The organism is Micromonospora sp. NPDC018662 (genome assembly GCF_044391475.1).
Taxonomy (GTDB): Bacteria; Actinomycetota; Actinomycetes; order Mycobacteriales; family Micromonosporaceae; genus Micromonospora.
This window is the reverse complement of the sequence record NZ_JBISAC010000010.1, coordinates 171,863-190,745: the sequence shown is the minus strand read 5'-3', so window position 1 is coordinate 190,745 and position 18,883 is coordinate 171,863. Positions and strand designations below refer to the sequence as shown.

General features: G+C 74.7%; 21 protein-coding genes. 10 read left to right on the top strand and 11 right to left on the bottom strand.

What is annotated here, in order from left to right:
- Positions 1-168: 168 nt before the first annotated feature.
- A complete protein-coding gene (locus ACH495_RS25650) occupies positions 169-1,407 on the bottom strand; it encodes an ROK family protein (RefSeq protein WP_396860250.1) in 1,239 nt (412 codons plus the stop codon).
- 82 nt (positions 1,408-1,489) lie between these two features.
- Positions 1,490-3,823 (bottom strand): TIM-barrel domain-containing protein, encoded by a 2,334-nt coding sequence (locus ACH495_RS25645; RefSeq protein WP_396860249.1) that lies wholly within the window; start codon positions 3,821-3,823, stop codon positions 1,490-1,492.
- 115 nt (positions 3,824-3,938) lie between these two features.
- On the opposite strand from ACH495_RS25645, the gene ACH495_RS25640 reads away from it, so the two are divergent.
- Together ACH495_RS25640 and ACH495_RS25635 are read left to right on the top strand one after the other, a co-directional pair.
- The gene (locus ACH495_RS25640; protein ID WP_396860248.1) at positions 3,939-5,948 is read left to right on the top strand and encodes a beta-galactosidase; all 2,010 of its coding nucleotides are present in this window, start codon (positions 3,939-3,941) and stop codon (positions 5,946-5,948) included.
- A gap of 50 nt (positions 5,949-5,998) precedes the next feature.
- Positions 5,999-6,547 (top strand): GNAT family N-acetyltransferase, encoded by a 549-nt coding sequence (locus ACH495_RS25635; protein ID WP_396860247.1) that lies wholly within the window; start codon positions 5,999-6,001, stop codon positions 6,545-6,547.
- Between the two features lie 4 nt (positions 6,548-6,551).
- Here the strand turns inward: ACH495_RS25635 and ACH495_RS25630 are convergent, their stop codons facing one another.
- Complete coding sequence (locus ACH495_RS25630) at positions 6,552-6,941, bottom strand: YkvA family protein (protein ID WP_396860246.1); 390 nt, start codon at positions 6,939-6,941, stop codon at positions 6,552-6,554.
- A gap of 116 nt (positions 6,942-7,057) precedes the next feature.
- Here ACH495_RS25630 and ACH495_RS25625 point away from each other — a divergent pair, with 116 nt between their 5' ends.
- Both ACH495_RS25625 and ACH495_RS25620 read left to right on the top strand, forming a co-directional pair.
- On the top strand, positions 7,058-7,540 hold the full coding sequence (locus tag ACH495_RS25625; protein ID WP_396860245.1) for a DUF1992 domain-containing protein: 483 nt from the start codon (positions 7,058-7,060) through the stop codon (positions 7,538-7,540).
- 80 nt (positions 7,541-7,620) lie between these two features.
- Positions 7,621-7,908 carry a hypothetical protein gene (locus ACH495_RS25620; protein WP_396860244.1) on the top strand — a complete coding sequence of 96 codons (288 nt, stop codon included), beginning with the start codon at positions 7,621-7,623 and terminating at the stop codon, positions 7,906-7,908.
- An 88-nt stretch (positions 7,909-7,996) separates the two neighbouring features.
- Here ACH495_RS25620 and ACH495_RS25615 read toward each other — a convergent pair whose 3' ends face one another.
- Both ACH495_RS25615 and ACH495_RS25610 read right to left on the bottom strand, forming a co-directional pair.
- Entirely contained in the window at positions 7,997-8,158 is a 162-nt protein-coding gene (locus ACH495_RS25615; protein WP_396860243.1) for a hypothetical protein, read from the bottom strand.
- A gap of 19 nt (positions 8,159-8,177) precedes the next feature.
- Positions 8,178-8,879 (bottom strand): TetR/AcrR family transcriptional regulator, encoded by a 702-nt coding sequence (locus ACH495_RS25610; RefSeq protein ID WP_396860286.1) that lies wholly within the window; start codon positions 8,877-8,879, stop codon positions 8,178-8,180.
- 60 nt (positions 8,880-8,939) lie between these two features.
- Here ACH495_RS25610 and ACH495_RS25605 point away from each other — a divergent pair, with 60 nt between their 5' ends.
- Entirely contained in the window at positions 8,940-9,821 is an 882-nt protein-coding gene (locus ACH495_RS25605) for an NAD(P)H-binding protein (protein WP_396860242.1), read from the top strand.
- Positions 9,822-9,842: 21 nt separating this feature from the next.
- Here ACH495_RS25605 and ACH495_RS25600 read toward each other — a convergent pair whose 3' ends face one another.
- The 3 genes from ACH495_RS25600 to ACH495_RS25590 are packed head-to-tail and all read right to left on the bottom strand — an operon-like array spanning position 9,843 to position 11,677.
- Positions 9,843-10,424, bottom strand: coding sequence for a hypothetical protein (locus tag ACH495_RS25600; RefSeq protein WP_396860241.1), 582 nt, complete (start codon positions 10,422-10,424; stop codon positions 9,843-9,845).
- 32 nt (positions 10,425-10,456) lie between these two features.
- On the bottom strand, positions 10,457-11,236 hold the full coding sequence (locus ACH495_RS25595) for a class I SAM-dependent methyltransferase (protein WP_396860240.1): 780 nt from the start codon (positions 11,234-11,236) through the stop codon (positions 10,457-10,459).
- A 21-nt stretch (positions 11,237-11,257) separates the two neighbouring features.
- The gene (locus ACH495_RS25590; RefSeq protein ID WP_396860239.1) at positions 11,258-11,677 is read right to left on the bottom strand and encodes a nuclear transport factor 2 family protein; all 420 of its coding nucleotides are present in this window, start codon (positions 11,675-11,677) and stop codon (positions 11,258-11,260) included.
- Positions 11,678-11,926: 249 nt separating this feature from the next.
- On the opposite strand from ACH495_RS25590, the gene ACH495_RS25585 reads away from it, so the two are divergent.
- Positions 11,927-13,033, top strand: a complete 1,107-nt coding sequence (locus ACH495_RS25585; protein ID WP_396860238.1) for a trypsin-like serine peptidase — start codon at positions 11,927-11,929, stop codon at positions 13,031-13,033.
- Between the two features lie 686 nt (positions 13,034-13,719).
- On the opposite strand, the gene ACH495_RS25580 is transcribed toward ACH495_RS25585, so the two are convergent.
- The 3 genes from ACH495_RS25580 to ACH495_RS25570 all read right to left on the bottom strand — a co-directional run bounded on the left by ACH495_RS25580 (position 13,720) and on the right by ACH495_RS25570 (position 16,427).
- Positions 13,720-14,028, bottom strand: coding sequence for a hypothetical protein (locus ACH495_RS25580; RefSeq protein WP_396860237.1), 309 nt, complete (start codon positions 14,026-14,028; stop codon positions 13,720-13,722).
- Positions 14,029-14,067: 39 nt separating this feature from the next.
- Positions 14,068-15,534, bottom strand: coding sequence for a hypothetical protein (locus ACH495_RS25575; RefSeq protein WP_396860236.1), 1,467 nt, complete (start codon positions 15,532-15,534; stop codon positions 14,068-14,070).
- A gap of 74 nt (positions 15,535-15,608) precedes the next feature.
- Entirely contained in the window at positions 15,609-16,427 is an 819-nt protein-coding gene (locus tag ACH495_RS25570) for a TIGR04222 domain-containing membrane protein (protein ID WP_396860235.1), read from the bottom strand.
- A gap of 159 nt (positions 16,428-16,586) precedes the next feature.
- Between ACH495_RS25570 and ACH495_RS25565 the strand changes: the two genes are divergently transcribed.
- From ACH495_RS25565 to ACH495_RS25550, 4 genes are all read left to right on the top strand, one after another.
- Positions 16,587-17,075 (top strand): GNAT family N-acetyltransferase, encoded by a 489-nt coding sequence (locus ACH495_RS25565; RefSeq protein ID WP_396860234.1) that lies wholly within the window; start codon positions 16,587-16,589, stop codon positions 17,073-17,075.
- 77 nt (positions 17,076-17,152) lie between these two features.
- On the top strand, positions 17,153-17,719 hold the full coding sequence (locus ACH495_RS25560; RefSeq protein WP_396860233.1) for a cysteine hydrolase family protein: 567 nt from the start codon (positions 17,153-17,155) through the stop codon (positions 17,717-17,719).
- Between the two features lie 74 nt (positions 17,720-17,793).
- On the top strand, positions 17,794-18,318 hold the full coding sequence (locus ACH495_RS25555) for a DUF2087 domain-containing protein (RefSeq protein WP_396860232.1): 525 nt from the start codon (positions 17,794-17,796) through the stop codon (positions 18,316-18,318).
- Positions 18,319-18,429: 111 nt separating this feature from the next.
- Positions 18,430-18,864 carry an Hsp20/alpha crystallin family protein gene (locus tag ACH495_RS25550; protein ID WP_396860231.1) on the top strand — a complete coding sequence of 145 codons (435 nt, stop codon included), beginning with the start codon at positions 18,430-18,432 and terminating at the stop codon, positions 18,862-18,864.
- Positions 18,865-18,883 lie beyond the last annotated feature (19 nt).

Below are 18,883 nucleotides of genomic sequence, written 5' to 3'. Positions count from 1 at the left end.
CGGTGGACGGCGGCACGCACGAAGAAAGGGGTGGGGTGGTCGGCCGGCGGGTCGGCCCGGAGCGGTGGTGAAGCGCTTCGACAACCGCCGGAAAACATGCCGCCACGGATTGCCCGGTCCGGAAGCGGCGCTACCGAGGTTGGCACCCGGGGCCGGTGCGGTCAAGGGTCAGGCGGCGGGTAGTTGCCCGGCCTCCACGGTGGCCAGTGCGGCGGTGGCGCCGCCCAGCGCGCTGGCGGCCGACCCCAGCGTGCTGGGCTCGAGCCGAACCCCGCCCGGCGGCGCGAGGGTGCGGGCGGCGACTTCGGCGCGGGCGGCCGGCAGCAGCCACGGCGCGAGCGTCGCCAGGTGCCCGCCCACCACGACCACCTCCGGGTCGAGCAGGTCGACCAGGACGGACACCGCGTGGCCGAGCTGCCGGCCGATCTCGGTGAGCCCGGCGCGCACCGGCTCGTCCCCGGCGCGGGCGAGCGCCTGGATCCGTTCGATCTCCGGCAGGTAGTCGGTGACCGGGCCGTCCTGCGCGGCGTCGGGCAGCACGCGACGCACCACGGCGTCCACGCCGGCCACCGCCGCGAGGCAGCCGCGGCGGCCGCACCGGCACGCCGGGTCGGCGGTCGCGGACGGGGGACCGTCGGCCAGGACCGGCAGGTGGCCGATCTCGCCGGCGAAGCCCCGGCCGCCGCGCAGCAGCCGGCCGCCGCTGACCAGGCCGGCGCCGACCGCCAGCCCGCCGGTCAGGTGCACCAGGTCGGCAGTGCCGGCGTACGGGCCGTGCCGCAGCTCGGCCGACACGGCGAGGTTGGCGTCGGTGTCCACGCCGACCGGGAAGCCCGGCTCACGCAGCGCACGGCGCAGCTCGGCGGCGAGCGGCACGCCGCGCCAGCCCAGCGCGGGCGCCAGCGGGACGGCGCCGTCGGCGTCCACCAGGCCGGGCACGCCCACGGTGAGGCCGAGCACGGTGCGGCCGGCGCCGGTGACCCGGCTGGTCGCCCGACGGGCCAGCGCGGCGAGCGCGCGTACGGTCTCCTCCGGGCCGGCGGTCGCGGCGGCGAACGCGCGTCGCCAGGTGAGCAGCCGCTCGCCGCTCAGGTCGGCGGCGACCACGACCAGCTCGTCGGCGCCGATCTGCAGGCCGAGCCCGACGTAGCGGGCGCCGTCGAGCACCAGCATGGTGGCCGGCCGGCCCACCCGGTTCTCGGTCAGCCCGGTCTCGCGCAGCAGCCCACGCTCGATCAGCTCGCCGACCAGGCTGGAGACGGTGGCCTTGTTGAGCCCGGTGCGCGCGGCGACGTCGGCGCGCGAGCAGGGCGCGTGCAGCCGGACGTGCCGCAGCACCACGGCTCGGTTGGCGACCCGCACGTCGCCGAGGTCGGCCGTCTGGACCGACCGGTCGATGCTGATCACGTGCTGCCCCGCCTCCTGCGCCGCCGTCCCTCGGGTTCGGCTAAAGCTTAAACTAAATCGGCACGGTTCCCGCGTGGGCGGTTCAGCCGCCGAACCACGGTGCGAACGGGGTCACCGGGACCGGCTCGCCGTCGAGCACGATCCGGCGCGGCGCGTCCGCGCCGACCACGCTGACCCGGCGCACGTCCAGCGGGCCGTCCACGCGTACCCGCAGGGTGTCGCCGTCGCGGGTGGCGGTGACAGTGGTGTCGCCGTCGTCGTCGCGGACCACGGTCAGGCCGTGGGTCCCGCCCCACGCCACCAGCGTGACGTCGCGGAACGGGCCCTCGGCGACGGTGGTCGCGGGCGGCGCCACCGGGATCAGCGCGCCGTGCCGCACGTACAGCGGCAGCCGGTCGATCGGCGCCCGCACCCGCAGGTGTCGGCCGCCGGCGTGGCGCTGCCCGGTGGCGGCGTCCAGCCAGTCGTCGCCGGGCGGCAGGTAGACGGCGCGTTCCCCGGACGGGTCGAGCACCGGCGCCACCAGCAGGTCGGTGCCGAGCCGGTACTGCAGGTCGGTGGCCCAGGCGGTCGGGTCGTCCGGGGTGTCGACCAGCAGCGCCCGCAGCATCGGGCTGCCGGTGCGGGCCGCGTCCACGGCCGCCGACCACAGGTACGGCAGTAGCCGGTACCGCAGCCGCAGCGCCGCCACGGCGTGCCGTTCCGCCTCCGGGGGGAAGTCCCACGGCAGCCGGCTGGTGGTGCCGTGCAGCCGCACCAGCGGCGACAGCGCCCCGAACTGCGTCCAGCGCACGTAGAGGTCGGCCTCCGGCGTGCCGTGGAAGCCGCCGGTGTCGTGGCTCCAGAACGGCACCCCGGACAGCCCGTGGGACAGCCCGCCGCGCAGCGTGCTGGCCATTCCCGGCCAGGTGGCGTTGACGTCGCCGCTCCACTGGGCGCTGTGCCGTTGCCCGCCCAGGTACGACGAGCGCGCCCAGACCGTGCGGTGGCCGGCGACCTCCTCGGTGACGTCGGCGACCGCGTCGTTGAACAGCAGCGCGTACACATTGTGCAGCTCGACGCCGGTCATGCCGTTGTACGCCACCGCGTCGGCGGGCACCGCCTCGGCGAAGTCGGTCTTGAACACCGCGACGCCCTGCGCCAGCAGCGGTCGCAGCAGGCCCTGGAACCAGCGCACCGCCGCCGGGTTGGTCAGGTCCACGATGGCGCAGACCGGATAGCTGCCGTGCCAGGTGTCCGCGACGTACGTGCCGCCGTCGGGCCGGCGCAGGAAGTAGCCGGCGGCCTCGGCCTCGGCGTAGAGCGGGCTGTCGGTCATCAGGTAGGGGTTCATCCACAGGCACACCCGGAAGCCCTGCTCGGCGAGGTCCTTGAGCAGGCCGGCCGGGTCGGGGAACGCCTGCTCGTCCCAGCGCAGCTCCGACCAGCGGCCGGCGACCTGCCAGTAGCAGTCCAGGTGCAGCACGTCGCACGGGACGTCGCGTTCGCGGATGAGGCGGGCCCGCTCCCGCACGCGCTGCTCGTTGTCCGGGAAGAACCCGGAGGAGATCCAGGCCCCGAACGCCCACCTCGGCGGCAGGTACGGCCGGCCGGTCAGCGCGTCGAACCGGTCCAGGACCTCCGCCGGCGTCGGGCCGGCCAGCACGTAGTAGTCGAGCAGGTCGTCCGGGACGAGGAGCTGCACGCTGCTGTGGGTGCTGGCGCAGACGTCGAACTGCACCGGCAGGCCGCTGTCGACCAGCACGCCGTAGCCGCGGTCGGACAGGTAGAACGGCACGTTCTTGTGCGACCGGTCGGACTCACCGCCGAACGCGTCGAAGTTCCACATCAGCGGGCGCTGGCCGCGCTTGTCCAGCGGGGTGAACTTCTCGCCGAAGCCGACGAACCGCTCGTCGCCGGGCGCGACGAAGCTCTCGTGCCAGGCGACCGGGTCGCCGTCGACGGTGGAGCGTCCGAGCGGCAGCGTGCGCCGCCGGCCGCTGATGTCCCGGGTGCCGCCGTCGGCTTCCACCAGCAACCGGCCGTCGACGCCGAGGAAGCGCAGCCCCCACGGATCGAGGCGGACCTCGGCGCACACCCCGCCGGCGTCCACCCGGACGTACGCGTCGTCGACGGTCACCTCGGCCGGGCGCGGTGCGGGCCGGGTCAGCACCAGCGCCCGGGCGGAGCGGCTGCGCACCGAGAGGTCGTCGGTGAGGCGTACCCGGACGATGCCGTCCCCGGCGGCCTCGACGCGCGCGACCAGAGTGCGGCCGGAGGCGCAGGTGGCGGTGAGCGTGACGCCGTGCGGGTCGGTCGCGGCCACCTCGGCCCGCAGCACGTCGTCGGCGCCCTCCTCGCCGGGGGTGCGGACCGGCAGGTCGGGCGGGTCGGCCACGAACGTCTCGTACGGGACCAGGGGCGGGCGGTACGGCATGGGGCGTCTCCTCGCGGCCACACGGGCGGTCCCGCAAGTTTCTTGGGAACCACAACTAACTGTCAATGATCAGTCGCATTGACTTTCGTCCTCACCTGTTCTTATTTTGACGGGGATGACAACTAAAGCGCTGTGGAGCGACGGTCGGCTGAGCTACGGCGGAGACTGGAACCCGGAGCAGTGGCCACCGGAGGTGTGGCGGGAGGACGTCGCCCTGATGCGCGCGGCCGAGGTCAACCTGGTCACCGTGGGCGTGTTCGCCTGGTCCCGCCTGGAACCCGCACCCGGCCGCTACACCCTCGACTGGCTCGACGAGGTGCTGGACCTGCTGCACACCGCCGGCATCCGGGCCGCCCTGGCCACCCCCACCGCGTCCCCGCCGCCCTGGTTCACGCTGCACCACCCGGACGCGATGCCGGTCACCGCCGACGGCGTACGCCTGCACCACGGCAGCCGGGACACCTACTGCGCCGCCGCGCCCGCCTACCGCGCCGCCGCCCTCCGCATCGCCGGGGTGCTGGCCGAGCGGTACGCCCACCACCCGGCGCTGGCGCTGTGGCACGTGCACAACGAGTACGGCACCACCTGCCACTGCGCGCACGCCGACACGGCGTTCCGCCGCTGGCTCACCGACCGGTACGCCGACCTCGACGCGCTCAACGACGCCTGGGTGACCAGCTTCTGGGGCCAGCACTACTCGGACTGGGCGCAGGTCGGCGCGCCCCGCGCCACCCAGTACCTGGCCAACCCGGGCCAGCTGCTCGACGTCCGTCGCTTCTGGTCGGACACGCTGCTGTCCGCGTACACCGAGCAGCGGGACCTGCTGCGGGCGGCGAACCCGGCGGTGCCGGTCACCACCAACTACGTGCTCGGCGACTGGGTGCCGGTCGACCACGCCCGCTGGGCGCGCGAGGTGGACCTGGTGGCCGTCGACCACTACCCGGACCGCGTCGACGGCGGCGCGGAGGAGCAGACCGCGCTCGCCGCCGACCTGGCCCGCGGCTGGGCCCGCCACGGCGCCGGCCACCCCGCGCCGTGGCTGCTGATGGAGAGCGCGCCCAACCAGATCCACACCGCCGGGCGGATGCACACCAAGGAGCCGGGCCGGATGACCCGGCACAGCCTCGCGCACGTCGCCCGTGGCTCCGCCGGGGCGATGTTCTTCCAGTGGCGTGCCCCGGCCGGCGGCGCCGAACGGTTCCACTCCGCGGTGGTGTCCCACGCCGGCGCGGACACCCGCGTGTTCCGCGAGGCCACCGGCCTCGGCGCCACGCTCGGCCGGCTCGCCGGCACCGCGACCGGCCAGGTGGAGGCGCGCGTGGCCATCGCCCACGACGCCGCCAGCGGCTGGGCGCTGCGGCACCCGGGCATGCCCCGCGACGGCCTCGACCACCCGGCCGAGGTGGCCGCCGCGCACCGGGTGCTGTGGCACGCCGGCATCACCACCGACCTGGTGGTGCCCGGCGACCCGCTCGACGGCCACCGGCTGCTCGTGCTGCCCGCCCTCTACCTGGCCTCCGACGCCACCGCCGACTGGGTGCGCCGGCACGTCCACGCCGGCGGGCACCTGCTGGTCACCTGGCTCAGCGGCGTCGCCGACGAGCACGCCCGCGTCCGCCTCGGCGGCTACCCGGGCGCCTACCGGGACCTGCTCGGCGTGCGGGTCGAGGAGTTCCACCCGCTCGCCGACGACGAGCGGGTGCCGCTGACCAGCGGCGGGTACGGCCGGATCTGGTCGGAGACCGTGCACCTGGCCGGGGCGGAACAGATCACCGCGTACATCGGCGGGGTGCTGGACGGCCGTCCGGCGGTCACCCGGCACCGGGTCGGCGCCGCCCGCACCTGGTACGTCTCCACCCGACCCGACGACGACACGTACCGCCGGCTGCTCATCGAGGCGGCCCGGCTCGCCGGCGTCACCCCGACCTGCCCGGCCGCGCCGCCCGGCGTCGAGGCGGTACGCCGCCGCGACGGCGACCGGAGCTGGCTGTTCCTGCTCAACCACACCGACCGTCCGCAGCGGGTGCCGGCCGCCGGGCACGACCTGCTCACCGGCGAGCCGGTCGACGACCAGGTGATCGTCGCGCCCGGCGGCGTGGCGGTGCTGCGCGAACCGTCACCCTGACCCGCGTGCCGGCCTCGCGTTCACCCCCGGTGACGCGCGACACTCGGACGATGTCCGTCGTGTTGTCCGCCGCCGCCACCCCGACCGCGCCCGGCCTGCTGCTGCGACCGTGGCGCGACGGTGACGCCGACGCGCTGCTGGAGGCCTACCGGGACCCGGTGCTGCGCGCCTGGACCCGCCGGCCGGTGACCACCCGGGCCGAGGCGCGGACGTTCCTGCACCGCAGCCGGCAGGGCTGGGCCGCCGACCGCCGGTTCAGCTTCGCCGTGCTGGAGGACACGCCGGCGGGGGAGCGGCTGGTGGCCTGCGTGGTGCTCAAGGAGGTCCAGCCCGGGCGGCCGGCCGCCGAGGTCGGCTACTGGACCGCGGCCCCGGCCCGCGGCCGGGGCGTCGCGCCCCGGGCCGTCGACGCGGTCACCGGCTGGGCGTTCGCCCGCTTCGCCGCCGCCGGGCTGACCCGCATGGAACTGTTCCACCAGATCGACAATCCGGCCTCCTGCCGGGTGGCGGAGAAGAGCGGGTACGCGTTCGCCGAGGTGATGCCGGCCCGTCCGCCGTTCCCCCGCGACGGCCACCGGCACGTCCGTCTGCGGTCCTGACCGGTCACCGGCCGCCGAGCAGGCGCAGCAGCAGGCGCGGCTCGCCCGGCCACGCGTCGAGCAGCACCTGCCGGGGCACCTGCCGCCCGGCGTAGCGCAACGCGAGCGCCACCACGACGATGTCGTCCAGCGGACCGATCACCGGCAGGAACTCCGGGATCAGGTCGATCGGGCTGGCCAGCCACACCCCGGCGACGACGATCGCGATCCGGGCCCGGCGCGGCACCCGCGGGTCCCGGCGCAGCCGCCGCACCGTGGTCAGACAGTCGGGCACGAACGCGGCGAGGTCACGCAGCAGGCCGGGCGGCAGTCGCCGGGCCGCCAGCACCAGCACCGCCCAGCTCGCCACCATGCATCCCGCCGCCACGCCGAGGCCGATCAGCCAGTCGCGCACGCCGCCGCTCCCTTCCGTCGGCGGAACACTACGCGCCGCCGGGAACACCTCCGCACGCTCCGACGCTGACCATGGTCGGGAACCGACGGATACGGTGGGAGCGGGAGGTGACGGCGGTGACGACAGGCTGGGAGGCGGCGGTCGAGGCGCAGATCCGCTCGGCGCAGGAGCGCGGCGAGTTCGACAACCTGCCGGGCGCCGGCAAACCGATCCCGGGCCGCGACCAGCCGTACGACGAGGGGTGGTGGATCCGCAGCTTCATGGAACGGGAGCAGATCCCGTCCGACCTGATGCTGCCCACCCCGCTGCAACTGCGCCGCCGCGTCGAGCAGCTCCCCGCCGAGCTGCGCGACCTGCCCACCGAGGAGGCGGTCCGGTCGTACGTGGCAGTGCTCAACGCCGAGGTGGTGGCCTGGCTGCGCGCCCCGACCGGCCCCCGGGTGGTGGTCCGCCCGGTCAACGTCGACGAGGCGGTACGGCGGTGGCGGGCCGACCGCCGGCGGCCTGTGGTGACCGCCGCGCCGGTCGAGCCGGCGCCGCCCGCCGCGCGTCCCACCCGCACCCGGCGCCGGTGGCGTTGGCGTTGGTGGCGTCGCTGACGCCTACCGCAGGTCAGAGCGGTTGCCCTGTACGCAGCTCGCGTAGACCCTACGAGGCCCGCCCGGGACGCCGCGCGGTCGTGGCGGACGATCCGAGCGAGCTGAACGGTCCGACCGCCGGGATCGTCGAGCTGCCGCATCGCTTGTTCTGGCAGCCCGACCGGCACGTCAACCTCGACCAACCCGGGGTGCTGGCCTGGATGCACGAGACGGTGCTGACGGAAGCCGTCCGCATCGACGAGCTGCGGAGCTGGTTGCACGGGCCGACCCTCACGAGGCTCTGGTCCACCCTCTACCTGCCTCGCGGCGTCCGCCGCGCCTGGGAGGAACGCCACCGGGTGCTGCGCGTCCAGGACATCGCGGCCTGATGCCGCTCATCCCCGATCCGTTCCCGCACGAGGTCGCCCGCATCGCGCTGGCCGCGGCCGCTCGCCACGGCTTTGCTCTCGCCGGCGGTCAGGCCCTCATCGCGAGGTTCATCGCCACGAACAAGCCGTCCGCGTCCAGCTTGTCCGCTTCGCCCGTGCGAGCAATCCTGTGGTGCTCGACATCGGGCCGGTCCTGCATCTCGACGATGTCGTCGGCACCAAGGTGGTTGCCATGATCACACGCGCTCAACCACGATGCCGTTTTCGCGCTATACCGCCTCACGTCCGCCCAGATCGACGGGGTCCGTAAGACTCTTGCCGACTGGCCCCGAGGGTAGCCGTGCTGGCCGGCCATCGGCAGCGCCCGCCGCCCGGCTCAGTTGGGCGAAGGCACGGTCCGCGTCGGTGACCGCCTCCGGGTGGACCTCGCGCGCGGGTCGCCCGTCGGCGATCTTCTGCCAGTTGCCGCGCGCCAGCACGCGGTGCACGGCGACCACCTGGGCGGCCTGCAGCCGCGCCCCGATGCCCGGCCCGAGGGCCGCCGCCAGCGCTTCCTCGTCGTCGAGCTGGTACTGCATGAGCCGTCCCGCCAGGCTCGGCGTGCCGAACACCAGCCGGTGGAACTCCACCACCTGGGGGTGGTCGTTGAGGCCGGTGACCGGCTCGAAGCGGTCGAGGCCGGCCCGGAAATGCCGGTGCAGCGCCGTCATCGGCGCGACGTCGGGCTGACGGTCGCGTACCACGCGGGCGGCCTCACCGTTGTGGTCCGCGAACCGGTGCAGGACCAGGTCCTCCTTGTTGGCGAAGTAGCGGAACAGGGTCGGTTTCGACACCTCGGCCGCCGCCGCGATGTCGGACACCGACACCGGCTCGAATCCGCGCGCCAGGAACAGCGCGATCGCCGTGTCGGCGATCGCGCCCCGGGTCTGCGCCTTCTTGCGGGCCCGCAGCCCGCCCGGCTCGCTCACCATGGCAGGGTAACAAAAGTTACCGGGTTGCATTTTTAACCCGGTAACGATTTCATGGTTTCCATGGAACGTACCGACACGGTGCTCGTCACCGGGGCGACCGGCCGGATCGGCCGCGCCGTGATCCACCAACTGATCGAGGCGGGCGTGCCGGTCCGTGCCCTCGTACGCCGCCCCGAGTCGGCGGCGACGCTGCCCACCGCGGTCGAGGTTGTCACCGGTGACCTCACCGTGCCCGAATCGCTCGACACCGCACTGACCGCCGTCAGCTCCGTCTTCCTGGTCTGGACCGCCCCACCGCGGACCGCGCCGGCCGTCGTCGACCGGCTGGCCGCCCACCCGCGACGGGTCGTCTACCTGTCCGCACCACACCGGACCCCCCACCCGTTCTTCCAGCAACCGAACCCGATGGCGGCGCTGCATGTCCAGATCGAGCAGCTCATCGCGGCGACCGGCCTCGACGCGACGATCGTCCGACCCGGGATGTTCGCATCGAACGCCCTGCACTGGTGGGCCCCGGCGATCCGTCGCGACGGTGCGGTCCGGTGGCCGTACGGCGCCGCCGAGACAGCCCCGGTCGACGATCGGGACGTCGCCGCGGTCGTCGCGCGGGCCCTGTACGAGAACGGGCACGCCGGCGGCGACTACGTCCTGACCGGCCCCGAGTCGCTCAGTCAGGCCGAACAGGTCAGCATCATCGGCGACTCCCTGGGCCGGCCGATCGCGTTCGAGGACCTGTCGCCCGACGAGTTCCGGCGCGGGGCCCCGGAAGCCGCCCGCCCCGCCGTGGACATGCTGCTGGCCGCATGGCGCGCCACGGTGGGACATCCGGCACACGTCACCGCCACGGTGTCACACGTTCTCGGCACGCCGGCGCGGACGTTCCGCCAGTGGACCGCCGACCACGTCACCGCGTTCACCAGCGCGCCCGACCCGACGAACTGACCGTGCCCCGGGCAGGGGCAGTCAGCCCGGCCCGCCCCGGTCGAGCGCGGCCCGCCACGTCCACGACGTCCGGCGCGGCCGGTCGCCCAGCGGCGCGCGGCCGGTCAGCCACCGCAGCACCGGCACCGGGTCACCGGCGGGCGCGTCGGGGAACAGCCGTTCCACCACCCCGGCGCACAGCGCGGCCGGCGGTGACCAGCGCAGGTCGAGGCCCTGGGTCACGTCGTGGGTGTGCAGCAGGATCTCGGCCACCCCCATCGCCGCGAAGCCACCCGGGTCGCAGGGGCCCCAGTGCCAACCCCGGTCACCGGGGCCGGCGGCGTCCACCGACGCGGCGAGCATCCCGGCGGCCGCACCCGCCACGGCCAGCACCTCGGCCGGCGGCGCGTCCGGGTGCACCCGCAGGTCGAACGGGAGGTAACCGTCGGTGGGGCGGCCGGCCACCTGACCGGCGTACCCGGCCAGGTCGTGCGCGACGTGCGCGGTCGTGGTCCAGCAGGACCAGTCCAGGTCGCCCGCGCGTACCGTCCAGTCCCGGCCGGCGGCCGGCAGCAGCACGGCGGTCATCGCGGCGGCGGCGGCCCGGACGTCCGCGCCGGTCATCCCGGACTCGGGGGAGGGACCCTCGTGCGGCGTCACCGTCGCCGGACGCGCAGCACGCAGGTGAGCATCGGGAGCGTGAACTCGCCGTGCCCGGTCTCCGGCCGGCTGGCCAGGAACGCGCGGATGCGGTCGAGCGTGGCCTGCCGCTCCGACGCCGGCATCACCAGCAGGCCCGCCCGGGTGGCGAGCGTCGCCGCCAGGGAGTCGGCGGTGCGGCGCTGCCCGTGCCGGAACGCGGCCTGCTCGGGCGCGTCGAAGCGGGCCGGCGCGTCGTTTGTCGGCAGGTGCATCCGCGCCGTCTCGGCACGCCAGCCGGCCGGGGTGTCGCGCGGTCCGATGGCCGCGCTGCCGCTGACCTCGGCCAGACCGGCGACCCAGTCGACCTCGTCGTCCAGGACGTTCCACAGGCCGGCCAGGACGCCGCCGGGCGTGAGGACCCGGGCGATCTCGGGGCCGGCGGCCGCCATGTCGAACCAGTGCATGGCGTTGCCGGCCAGCACCGCGTCGACGGACGCGTCCGGCAGCGGGACCGCCTCGGCGCTGCCGGACAGCGCGGGCACGCCCGGCAGCGCGCGGCGCAGTTCGGCCAGCATCGCCGGGTCCGGCTCGACGGCGGTGACGTCGGCGCCGACCGCGTCCAGGGTGGCGGTCAGCTTGCCGGTGCCGGCGCCGAGGTCGAGCACCCGCCCGCCGGGGGCGGGCTCGATCGCCCACCGCACCGCGGCCTGCGCGTAGTCCGGGCGGTGTTCGGCGTACGCGGTCGCCGCCGCGCCGAACGACGAGGAGTGCCGGCGCTGTTCGTCCTGTTCCACGGGGTCCTCCTGTCGTCCGTGTCAGCGCCCGTCCGGTGCGCCGGCCAACGCCGCCATCAGGGGCAGCGGGTTGATGTAGTCGCGGTAGGACACGATCAGGCCATCCCGGACCCGGAAGACCGCGATCACGGTCTGCGTGAACGGCGCGCCGGTCGCGACCACGGTGCCGTGGGCCTCGTACTCGACGACGACCACCTCGGGATCGGTGCTCTCGTGCAGCACCATGTCGCGGTGCTCGTCGAACGTGATCAGGGACCCGGCCGTCTCGGTCAGGTGCCGGCGGATCGCCGCACGCCCCTGCACGCGGCCGGGCACGCCCGGTGGTCGGAACGGCCATTCGAGGTATCCGTCCGGGGCCATCAGGCCCACGAACGTCTCGGCGTCCTGCTCGCGGCCGGCGCGCAGGACCCGCTCGACGACCTCGCGTGACAACGGTGCCATGCCTACCTCCTGAATGGTCCCGTCGGCATGACCCCACCGTAGGGAATCGGCGGCGCGCCCGCTGCCCGCGCCGACCACGGGGCCGAGGAGGAGCGGCGCCGCGTTCAGCGCTGAGCATTGCTGTCCAACCGCGTCCAATCCTGTCCAGCCGTGTCCACAATCGGCCCTCCCAGACGTGCCGAGGGCTCAGGGTCTCGGTATGCAGAGGCGCTGCGACAGGCGACGCCCGCAAAGGGGAGGACCGCCCAGATGAGAGTTTTGTCGACCGGATCACGACGGGCCCTCCGGGCCCTGGCGATCGCCGCAGTCGTCGTGCCCGTGCTGGGCGTCGGGCCGGGAGCCAACGCGGCCGAACGCGACACGGTGGTCGACGCGCCCGGCGCCGCCGCCGCCGGGATCACCGGCTTCACCCCGACGATCACCGCGGACGCGACCCGGGCCGCCGAGGCGGCGGCGGGACAGCGGCTGTCGCGCGACGAGGTGCTGGCCGCGTACTGGACGCCGGCGCGGATGCGCGCCGCGCGCCCGGTCGAGGAATCCGAGCAGTACCGGCGGGCCCTGGCGGTGCCGCAGGCCGGCCTCAAGTCCGCGCCCGCGCCGCGCAACAGCGGCCAGGAGCTGATCGTCCCGCCCGCCCGCGGCGCCACCACCACCGGGGGGATGGGGACCCAGGCGACCGACCCCAACCTGCCGAGCAGCCACCCGACCGCGTTCACGGCCGGCAAGGTCTTCTTCACCATGGACGGCAAGAACTACGTCTGCTCGGGCACGATCGTGAACACGGCCGCCGGCAACGAGGTCTGGACCGCCGGTCACTGCGTCCACGGCGGCCGGGGCGGCACCCTGGCCTCGAACTGGACCTTCGTCCCGGCGTACAACGGCGATGCGGCCAACCCGCGTCCGCTCGGCACCTGGACCGCAACGGGGCTGTGGACCATGACGGCGTGGATCAACGACTCGAACTTCGCCGAGGACATGGCCGTGGCCGTCATGGGCACGCAGGGCGGTCAGCACATCAACCGGTACGGCTCGCAGGGCCTGTGGGTCAACGCCGGCGTGAACCAGTTCATGAACGCGTTCGGGTACCCGGCGGAGGCGCCGTTCAACGGCCGCCGGCTCAAGCAGTGCGCCGCGAACTCCGTGCAGGAGAACCCGGCGGTGTGGACGCAGACCATCAAGATCACCCCGTGCAACTTCACCGGCGGGGCGAGCGGCGGCTCGTGGCTGATCAACTACGACGGGCAGTGGGGTCTGGTCAACGGCATCAACAGCCGGGCCGACCGGGCGACCTGGGTGGCGTCACCGTACTTCGACGACACCGCGCTGGTGCTGTACAACTTCACGACGAACTTCTGACCGACCGGCCGGAACGGGATCCCGGCTGACCGGAGCACCGGGGCGGCGCACAGCCGGCGCCCCGGTGCCAGTCGTGGTGCCGGGGCCGCCGACGGGTCCTCGACGCCGCACCCGACGTCGAGGAGTCGACCCCGAACCACCCGACTCGATTTACTGGATTACCGGTTACGACATTACGAAAATTGGCCGGTCCAAAAGGGGCATATCGTCGCTACATCATAATGACAGTTATGTTGCCCGGGATGGTCGGTTGGGCGGGGTCGTAGGACGACCCGCGCGGGGTTACTTTTCGTGATCGGCGGGATACCCATGGTCGTCAAGGTGGGTCCGCAGGGCAGCGACCGTGAAAAGCTGCGAGTCCGTCCAGAGTCGAGGCTCAGGCGCTTCGATCCTCGCGTCTGGCGACGACCCGGGTAAGGGTGGTCCCGACAGAGCAAGCCGAGGCCAGACCCGATCCTTGGCAACGTCTCGTGGCCGTCGGCAGCATCCTGTCGGTGTTTCTCGTAGCCGTTGGCCTGTACATCACCAACGAGGCCAACCGGGAGCAGCAGCGGATCACTAGTCAGGGACAGATCGGCCAGCCTGGACCCGCCGGCCGGACGGAGTTCGGGTCGCATGTGCGCGGCTGACCCGAGACACCGGCCGTCCCGGCTCAGCCGCGCACGCCCCGGAGACGGGCTGGTGCGTCAGCGCTGCCTGCGGTCGTCGATCTCGGTGCCGGACTCGCCGGGTCGGGCGCCGATCGCCTCCTCGGCGGCGCGTCCGCCGGTGCTCTCGTCGCCCTGCCGCAGCGAGCTACGGGGCAGTCCGGCCAGGTGCGCCGGGTCCTCGATCGGCTGGTCCGGCCAGGCGTCCGAGGTGCCGTCGGCCAGGCCGGCCCGGCGCAACACCTCGACCAGGTCGTCGTGCGACAGGTGCTCGGCCTCGGGAATCCCGGCCCCGCGCGCCATGGACCGCAGCGTCTTCAGGTCTTCGCTCGCGAATGTCTCGGCCATGCCGGAGCCTTCCCGGCGCCCAAGACAAGGAAACCCGCCTCAGGCGCGGGCCCCACCGAGGCCGAGGAGCACGGCCAGGCCGAGCGCGCTGCGCGGCGCGTACGGAATCCGCCACAGTCCGCCGTGCGCCGCCGCGTACGCTTCGTCCCGCCATGGGTGCTCCTGCGCCGGCCCGCCGCCGGTGCGCAGGTCGTGCACGAGCAGCGCGGCCATCAGCGTGTTGCTGGTGGCCGGCTCGAACACCTCGACGCCGAAGCGGTGCGCCCCGGCGTACGCGGCGGCGAGCGCGCGGTTGCGCAGCACGGACCGGGTGCGGGTGGGTGGCGCGACGGTGAACGACACCGTCGCGCCGGCGTCGCGGGCCACCGCCGCGCGCCAGCGTTGCAGCCGCTTGGCCAGCGCGTAGTTGGGTCCCTGCTGGGGGACCAGGCTGTCGTTGACGCCCGGGTCGGCGTCGGGTGGGTAGTTGCGGCGCAGCAGCCGGCCACCGGAGATCAGCCGCAGCGACCGGCGGGCCGGGCCACGTGCGGCGTATCCGCGTTCGGCGTGGTCGACCGCGTCGCCGGGTACCGCGTACACGTCGGTGGGGGTGGCCAGGAACGCCAGCGCCGCGTCCGGGCGTTGCCGGGTCAGCTCGACGGTGAGCGCGTCGACGGCGGTGGCCACCCGGACGTTGGTGGCGCCGTCGGCGTAGACGTAGTTGCCGAGCACGAGCCGGCCGTCGATCCCGGCCAGCCAGCGGGCGGCCTGCGGCAGACGGTGCAGCAGGTCCGCGCCGGCGGCGGCGGTCAGCGCGGCGTCGTCGCCGGTGCCGGCCGGCACCGGCTGGTGCAGGCGGCCGCCGTGACGGCGTGCGGTGCGCAGCACCCGGCGCCAGATCTCCGGGCGGGGCAGGTCGAGCGCGACCACGTCGCCGCCCCAGCGCAGCACCGACGGCAGCGGGCCCATCTCGGCGCCCGCGCCGAGCACCACGACCCGCTTGTCGCGCAGGTCCAGCCAGTCGGGGTTGGCCAGCACCGCGCCGACCGCCTCGGCGCAGCTCGGCTCCACCACCCCCGCGTCCACCCAGGCGTCGAGGCGGCGGCGCAGGTCGTCGCCGCGCAGGCGTTGCCCCCGGTACGGCAGGGACAACTCCCGTTCCACCGGCCCGGCGCCGGTGACCGTGACGGTACGCAGCGGCGGTGCCGGGTCGGTCGAGGTGACCGCCGCGTCGAGCGGGACGTCGGGGCCGCCGCCGGGTGGGGCGTACCGCATGCGGGTGTGCAGCGCGGCGAGCCCGTCGCGGGCGACGGTGAGCGCGGCGGCGCGGGAGAGCAGGCCGGCCTCGACCAGGCGGCGGAAGTGGGTGAGGTAGCCGCGCCGCCAGTCGGTCTCGTGCTCGGCGGAGCGGGCGCCCACCGGGTCGACCGCGCGTAGCGCGTCGGCGACCACGGCGCGACCCAGCGCGGTCGTGCTGCGCCGGCCGTCGGCGGTCGCGGGGAACACCACCCCGGTCGGGCCGTCCACGGGTCACCTCCCTGCCCTGCGGTCGTGGGGTCACTCTGCCGCATCGGCGCCCGCGCCGCCCGTCGAGGGTGCGTTCAGCGGCGGGCGAGCTTGCGTTGCGGTCGCGGCCGGTCGCGCTCCGGGTCGACGCCGACCTGGACGGCGAAGGCCGGGTCGACGGCGAGCAGCGGTCGCGGGCCGAACAGCGCCATGGCGGTCAGCAACGCGTCGGTGTCCCGGCCCTGCCAGGTGGGACGGCGTTCCGGGTCGAGGTCGGCGTGCTCGTGTCGCAGCCGGCGCAGCAGGCGGCGCGCGGCGGCGCCGGTCTCCGGCACCTCGGTCAGCCACCATCCGCCGAGCGCGGTGGCCAGGCAGCAGAGCAGCAGCCCGGCGACCGAGGCGGGGCCGCCGGCGGTGCGGCCCTCGACCGCGCTGTCCACCAGCCGGGTCACCCCGACGGCGGCGACCAGGAACAGCGGCAGCGTGCCCAGGGCGACCCGTCGGCGCTGGGCGCGGGTGAGCAGCCAGCCGTCGCGGACCAGCCGGCCGACCATCCGGCGCAGCGCCCGCCCGACGTCGGGGTCGGCCAGCACGGCGGCCCAGGTCTGCGGCCGGCGCAGCGCGGTGTGCAGGGCGCGGACCAGTGCCGGCGGCCGGGCCGGCGGCGGGCCCCCGGCGTGCAGGGTGGCGAGTTCACCGACGGCCACCCCGCCGGTGCGGCGCAGCGCGGCCACACCGACCTGGCAGGCGAGCAGCGCCCGGTCGGTGAGGTACGCCAGCTCGACCCGGTCGGGCGTCGCGCCCCGGGCCCGGTGGCCGGTCAGTTCCCGTACCGCCAGGGCGACCGCGGCGGCCACCGCGACCGCGCCCAGGTAGTCGAGGAGGAAGATCGGCCCGCTGACACCCCAGAGCATGGCGACAAGTATGGCCCGGTGGTGATCAGGCGGCGTGGCGGACCTCGCGGTCCCCGACCATGATGGCCCGGCGGGGTGGGTCGCCGCCGCCCCGCCACCGCCGGCCGGGCGGACGGAAACCGGTGGCCGGCCGGACCCGGTAGGGCTAGCGTGCCGGCCGTGCGCATCCGTGACCACGTCGACGCCGACTGGGGCCAGGTCTGGCCGATCGTCGAGGGCGTCATCACCGCCGGCGACACCTTCCCCTACGACCCGGCCTGGCCGGCCGGGGTGGCGCGTGAGGTGTGGGTGGAACGGCCGCCGGGGCGTACCTCGGTGGCGGTGGACGACGACGGCGTCGTGCTCGGCACCGCCAAGATGGGCGCCAACCGGCCCGGCCCGGGTTCGCACGTGGCGACCGCGAGTTTCATGGTGGCCGTCGGCGCGCGGGGTCGCGGCGTGGGCCGGGCGCTGTGCGAGGAGGCGCTGGACTGGGCCCGGCGGCGGGGGTTCGCCGCGATGCAGTTCAACGCCGTGGTGGAGACCAACGCCGCGGCGGTGCGGCTCTACCGGCGGCTCGGCTTCACCGTGGTCGGCACCGTGCCGGAGTCGTTCACCCATCCCACCCTGGGCCGGGTGGGCCTGCACGTCATGCACCGTTTCCTGTGACCGCTGCGCGGGGCGGCGGAAGTGTCGGGGGTGACGGCTAGGTTCGACCGGTCGACAGCCGCCGAAGGAGTCCCGCCATGACCACGCTCACCGACCGTCCACACACCGCCCTGCTCGTCGTCGACGTGCAGCACGGCGTGGTGCGCGGCGCCCACGACCGGGACCGGGTGGTCGCCAACATCGCCGCCCTGGTGGAGCGCGCCCGCGACGCCGGGGTCCCGGTCGTCTGGGTGCAGCACCGCAGCGAGGAGCTGCCCACCGGCAGCGAGCCGTGGCAGATCGTGCCGGAGCTGGCGCGTCGTGACGACGAACCCCTGGTGCACAAGGCCTACGGCGACTCGTTCGAGGCCACCGACCTGGAGCAGGTGCTCGCTGCCGGGGGCGTGGGGCGGCTCGTCGTGACCGGCGCGCAGACCGACGCCTGCGTCCGGTCCACGCTGCACGGCGCGTTCACCCGCGGCTACGACGTCACGCTGGTGGCCGACGCCCACACCACCGAGGACCTGTCCGCCTACGGGGCGCCGCCGCCGGCGCAGGTGATCGCGCACACCAACCTCTACTGGGGTTTCCAGCGCGCCCCGGGGCGCAGCGCCGGCACGATCGACACCGCCGACGTCGACTTCACCGCCGGCGTCCCGGCCTGACCGCCGAGTCGCCCGGGGCGGCCATGAAGGAAAACGCGTGGCCGTCCCGGGTGGCTGCTGGCAGGCTGCCGGCCATGACCGCTCAAGCTCTCGCGGGGGCGCTCGCCGACGAGCGTCGCCGCGCCGTGTTCGCCGCGATCGTGCTCGGCGCCCGGGACGTCCCGGCCGTGGTGACCCGCACCGGCCTGCCCGCCCGGGAGGCCGCCACCGCCGTGCGCCGGCTCACCGACGCCGGTGTGCTGGTCGACGACGACGGCCTGCGGGTCGACGGTGAACGGCTGCGCGGGTTCGCTCGGGCCGGGGCGTCGTCACCGGCGCTCCCGGCGGCCGATCCGCGCGAGACGATCCTGCGCACGTTCCTGCGCGACGGCGCGCTGATCCGGCTGCCGGCGCAGCGCGGTCGCCGCCGGGTGCTGTTGGAGCACATCACCGAGCGGACGTTCGAGCCCGGGCGCCGCTACCCGGAACGGGTGGTGGACGAGGCGTTGCGTCCCTGGTGCGAAGGCGGTGCGGCGGACCATGTCACGCTGCGCCGCTACCTCGTCGACGACCTGCTGCTCACGCGCGACCAGGGCGTCTACTGGCGAACCGGGCCGTGAGCCCGGGGGAGGTTGACGACGGCGTGCCGCCGCGCTAAAACAGAAACCGGAGGTTGAGTCACCCCGACTCAACTTGAGATCCTGGGTCAGGAGAACCGAGGAGGCTGGACCATGTTGATGCGTACCGACCCGTTCCGTGAGATCGACCGGATGGCCGAGCAGTTCTTCGGCACCACCGCCCGGCCGGCGATGATGCACCTGGACGCCTACCGCGACGGTGACCACTTCTACGCCGCCTTCGACCTGCCGGGCGTCGACCCGGACAGCATCGACTGCACGGTCGAGCGCAACGTGCTGACCGTCCGCGCCGAGCGGCGTCGGCCCACCGGCGACAACGTCGAACTGGTCGCCGCCGAGCGGCCGATGGGCACCTTCACCCGTCGACTGTTCCTGGGCGACACGCTGGACACCGACCGGCTGGAGGCCGGCTACGACAACGGCGTGCTGACGCTGCGCATCCCGGTCGCCGAGCGCGCCAAGCCGCGCCGGATCGCGGTCACCACCACCACCGAGGGCAACGGCCACCGGCAGCTCACCACCGTCTGAACGCGCACGCCGCGCACGT

Coding starts and splice junctions, on each gene's coding strand:
- ACH495_RS25605 (WP_396860242.1), top strand. CDS start 8,940: ATGGAACGTACCGACACGGTGCTCGTCACCGGGGCGACCGGCCGGATC.
- ACH495_RS25645 (WP_396860249.1), bottom strand. CDS start 3,823: ATGCCGTACCGCCCGCCCCTGGTCCCGTACGAGACGTTCGTGGCCGAC.
- ACH495_RS25635 (WP_396860247.1), top strand. CDS start 5,999: ATGTCCGTCGTGTTGTCCGCCGCCGCCACCCCGACCGCGCCCGGCCTG.
- ACH495_RS25555 (WP_396860232.1), top strand. CDS start 17,794: ATGACCGCTCAAGCTCTCGCGGGGGCGCTCGCCGACGAGCGTCGCCGC.
- ACH495_RS25580 (WP_396860237.1), bottom strand. CDS start 14,028: ATGGCCGAGACATTCGCGAGCGAAGACCTGAAGACGCTGCGGTCCATG.
- ACH495_RS25560 (WP_396860233.1), top strand. CDS start 17,153: ATGACCACGCTCACCGACCGTCCACACACCGCCCTGCTCGTCGTCGAC.
- ACH495_RS25600 (WP_396860241.1), bottom strand. CDS start 10,424: ATGACCGGCGCGGACGTCCGGGCCGCCGCCGCCGCGATGACCGCCGTG.
- ACH495_RS25550 (WP_396860231.1), top strand. CDS start 18,430: ATGTTGATGCGTACCGACCCGTTCCGTGAGATCGACCGGATGGCCGAG.
- ACH495_RS25590 (WP_396860239.1), bottom strand. CDS start 11,677: ATGGCACCGTTGTCACGCGAGGTCGTCGAGCGGGTCCTGCGCGCCGGC.
- ACH495_RS25585 (WP_396860238.1), top strand. CDS start 11,927: ATGAGAGTTTTGTCGACCGGATCACGACGGGCCCTCCGGGCCCTGGCG.
- ACH495_RS25570 (WP_396860235.1), bottom strand. CDS start 16,427: ATGCTCTGGGGTGTCAGCGGGCCGATCTTCCTCCTCGACTACCTGGGC.
- ACH495_RS25610 (WP_396860286.1), bottom strand. CDS start 8,879: ATGGTGAGCGAGCCGGGCGGGCTGCGGGCCCGCAAGAAGGCGCAGACC.
- ACH495_RS25640 (WP_396860248.1), top strand. CDS start 3,939: ATGACAACTAAAGCGCTGTGGAGCGACGGTCGGCTGAGCTACGGCGGA.